The sequence below is a fragment of the Pseudolysinimonas sp. genome (assembly GCF_031389465.1).
Lineage (GTDB): Bacteria > Actinomycetota > Actinomycetes > Actinomycetales > Microbacteriaceae > Pseudolysinimonas_A.
Genome location: NZ_JANMSQ010000278.1, coordinates 1 through 2,152, shown reverse-complemented (window position 1 = coordinate 2,152; position 2,152 = coordinate 1). Strand labels below are relative to the sequence as shown.

Genomic DNA, 2,152 nt, shown 5'->3' with positions numbered 1-2,152 from the left:
CACCAGTTACGGCGGAGTGTCGGTGCAGTTCCCGGATGGTGTTCTCGGCATCCAGGTGATCGGGGTCGACCAGCCCTACGGGAGCATGCACCGCATCGCGGTCGACCAGGGTTCGTGGTTCGTCGATCGGGACGCGCTGCGACTCGCCCCGCCGATCGTGGTGAGCGAGGAGGTCTGGGAGCGACTCGGCTCGCCCGACCTGCGGATGGATCCGCGCATCCAGATCGTCACGGCGACCGGTCCGGTTGAAGCGATCATCGTCGGGATCACGCCGAAACAGTCGCTCGACGGTTCGTACCTGGTGGCCTACCTCCTCAACGACGACTACGACGCCCTCGTGCCGCAGGATCCGCAGTACCCGCAGATCCCCAACTACGAGGCCTGGGTGCCGCCGGAAGCGGCCGACCAACTGATCCCGCTCATCCAGCGCGACATCGGCGCGGCTCTCGGCGAGGGCTGGCAGGTCGACGTGCAGCGGCAGGACTACCTCGCCTGGGAGGGAGCCGGTGACCCGTTGTTCATCCCGAAAGTTGTCGTCACGGGCATCGCAATCCTGGTGATGGCGCTCGGTGCCTTGGGCCTGCTCAACATCGCTCTCGTGTCGGTGCGGCATCGCATCCGCGAAATCGGCATTCGTCGGGCATTCGGCGCGACGGCGGGGCGGGTGTTCTTCTCGGTGATGATGGAGAGCGTCGTCGCGACCTTCGTGGCGGGACTTGCGGGTGTGCTGCTTGCGATCCTGCTGATCCGTAACCCGATCACCGAGTCCTACCTCGCTCTCGCCATCCAAGACATCCCGGGATTCCCGGTCGAGGCGGCGCTCATCGGCCTCGGGGCCGCGACTCTCGTCGGTGCGCTCGCGGGGCTGCTGCCCGCGCTCGTCGCCGTCCGGGTGAAGGTGATCGACGCCATCCGTTACTAGAAGTGAGCCAAACTCCCTCTGTTGCAGACGGGAGGAGAGCTGTCATGATGCGGGCATGAGGCGCCTTCCCGCATCCTTGCTCGCGATCACCCTCGCCGTCACGCTGAGCGCGTGCTTCCCCGGCGGCGGTACGCCGGGCCCGACCGGCTCATCCACCAGCACCCCGACGGAAGAGGCAACCCCGACCCCGACCCCGACGCCCGAAACGGCGCCGGCGCGCGCCGACCTCGCCCTGTCGCCCGAAGGGATGGGCACGCTCGTCTTCGGCGTCGCGCCCTCGGTTGACCCGGCGACGCAGATGCTCGTGAACGATCCCGAGTACTGCACGGATGCGAACGCCGGCTTCGGGACCGGCTTCGCGGCGGGCAGCCCGGAGGCGACCCTGTGGGTACCGATCCCGGCGTACCGGGACGGCCTCTACGGGGACTTCGGCGTGTGGGTCGAGGCCGGCGTCCTTGACCGCATCGACCTGTACGACGGCACGATCCCGACAACCGCGGGCATCCGCATCGGTGATTCCCGCGCCAGCGTTGTCGCGGCCTACTCGAGCGCGACCATCGTTGCGGAGTACCTCACCGACATCTACGTGATCACCGGCTCGGCCGGTTCGCTCCAGATTGAGGTCGCACGCCAGCCGACCGACATGGCGTACTGGGACGGCAGCGAGGTCGAGACGGTGAGGTACATTCACGCCGTGCAGACGGGCCACCCACCGTTCACCGTCGCCGCCTCGGAGAACATCGCGGGCTCCTGCCCGTTCTGATCCCCAGAGCCCGATGACGGCGGGGCGGGTGTCGCTCCCCGGAGCGGCTCGCCCCCGCGGGTACCGTGACCGCATGGCCACGAGCACCCGGTCGTCGAGCGCCCGCGCGCGCTCGACCTCCCGCGCGCGCTCGACTGGCGCCGCCGCCACCAAGCGCTACCCGAAGGGCAGGTCGCCGGCGAAGACCGAGGAGCCCGGTGCGCTCACCAGTCTGTGGATGGGACTCGCCCACATCGTCGGTGGCTCGGCTCGGCTGTTCGGCAAAGAGACTCTCGCCCCCGAGGAGCGCCGCGACGGTGTGCCGTTCCTGTTGATCGTGCTCGCGATCGGCGGTGCGATCGTCGAGTGGTTCAACCCGAGCCACGAGGTCGCAATCGCCCTCGACGCGTACACCTTCGGCGGACTGTTCGGCCGGGTCGCTTTCGCGTTGCCGGTCATCATGCTGGTGTTCGCTGTCTGGCTGTTCC

Annotated in this window: 2 protein-coding genes and 1 pseudogene; all 3 read left to right on the top strand. The window is 68.5% G+C overall.

The window, feature by feature from the left end:
- Nucleotides 1-922: ABC transporter permease (locus RMO30_RS10990; protein ID WP_309713279.1), on the top strand; the 922-nt coding region annotated here is incomplete at its 5' end.
- Between the two features lie 55 nt (nt 923-977).
- A complete protein-coding gene (locus tag RMO30_RS10985; RefSeq protein ID WP_309713276.1) occupies nt 978-1,685 on the top strand; it encodes a hypothetical protein in 708 nt (235 codons plus the stop codon).
- Between the two features lie 73 nt (nt 1,686-1,758).
- Nucleotides 1,759-2,152 (top strand): annotated as a pseudogene (locus RMO30_RS10980) (cell division protein FtsK); the annotation flags it as partial.